The organism is Bifidobacterium sp. H6bp9 (assembly GCF_032193695.1).
GTDB classification, from domain to species: domain Bacteria; phylum Actinomycetota; class Actinomycetes; order Actinomycetales; family Bifidobacteriaceae; genus Bombiscardovia; species Bombiscardovia kimbladii.
In genome coordinates, this window is record NZ_JASTZY010000015.1 from 1 (window position 1) to 1,355 (window position 1,355).

The 1,355-nt window shown below is 61.9% G+C and carries 1 protein-coding gene; it reads left to right on the forward strand.

The window, feature by feature from the left end:
* Window positions 1-134 precede the first annotated feature (134 nt).
* Window positions 135-1,298, forward strand: a complete 1,164-nt coding sequence (locus tag QRX40_RS08640) for an IS1249 family transposase (RefSeq protein WP_313837710.1) — start codon at window positions 135-137, stop codon at window positions 1,296-1,298.
* Window positions 1,299-1,355: the final 57 nt, after the last annotated feature.

Below are 1,355 nucleotides of genomic sequence, written 5' to 3' on the forward strand. Positions count from 1 at the left end.
TGGGCTATAGGAACTAAACGCGTTGTTTATGTTGGGGGTTTGGCCTTGTGGCTGTAAGCGTGTTGGGTGGTTGTTAATAGGTCGGGTTGTTAATAGGGGTCTTGCAGGGGTGCCCGTTCCTGTTCGATTGGGGAATGAGAACCAGATCGAAGAGGGCCAGGCATTGCCCCATATGCCATGGGCGGATGCGCAAGCATGGGCGCAACAGATCAGGCACGCAGCGCTGGATGTGTCCGTCCTGCTCGATCGCGTCCACCGCGCGCAGGCAGGACCGGGCCCGCGCCGCGCAGTTGAGGGAGTTCCTGGACCGGCTGCTGACGGGCAGGACCCGGGAACAGATGGGGGCCATGGGCGCCAGGGCCTGGCGTAAACGGGTCGGCTGGTGCTGGAACATCAAGCCGGCAATCACACCGGACGGGGTGGTCCATCACACGCTCATGGCCGACGGCACGTATATGGCACACGGCTGGTGCCTCCTGATAGCGATCGACGGGCAGACGGGCCAGGTCATCGACTGGCAGTGGTGCCATCAGGAGAACACGGCGGCCTGCACGGCCCTGTTCTCCCGCATCCCCGGGCCCGACGTGCTCATCACCGACGGCCTTCGCGGCGTGCAGAAAGCCTGCCATGCCTGCTGGCCGGGCACGCGCATCCAACGCTGCCTGGTGCACGTGCAACGCAACACCAAAACCGACCCGACACTCAAACCACGACTTCAGGCCGGCAAGGAACTCAAGCGACTCTCCGACCAGCTCACCCGGGTCCATACCATCGAGGAAGCGGTGCGTTGGGGTGAGGCCTTGAACGCCTGGCACGAAAGATGGAAAACCCTCATCGACGAACGCACCATGGCCAAGGACGACCCAGCCAACCCCAAAGCCAGCCACCAATCCTGGTGGTGGACCCACCAGGAACTCCGCCGCTGCTACCGCAGGCCCGAACACCTCTTCCAAGACAGGCAGCTCTTCGCCTTCCTGGAACCCGAACTCACCGCCGGCGGGCCAGTGGAACGCACCACCAACCGGCTGGAAGGAGGAGTCAACCCACCCATCAAACGCACCCTCCTGCAACACCACGGCCTACCCGAGAGCCACATGAGACGCGCCTGCGAATGGCACTGCTACATGAAAACCGACAACCCCGACCCCGCCAGCCTGATCAGGGACGAACACCACCAGCCACAACCAGCACCCAAACGGGAAACCAGACAGGAACAGGACGAGCCCGAACACTACGGCACCGCCATCAACTGGAACGAGTTCCACACACCAGTCAGATACCCCAACACCACACTCTGACCAACACACAACCAAACCCACACACAGAACCTAAAACAACGCGTTTAGTTCCTATAG

Coding starts and splice junctions, on each gene's coding strand:
- QRX40_RS08640 (WP_313837710.1), top strand. CDS start 135: ATGAGAACCAGATCGAAGAGGGCCAGGCATTGCCCCATATGCCATGGG.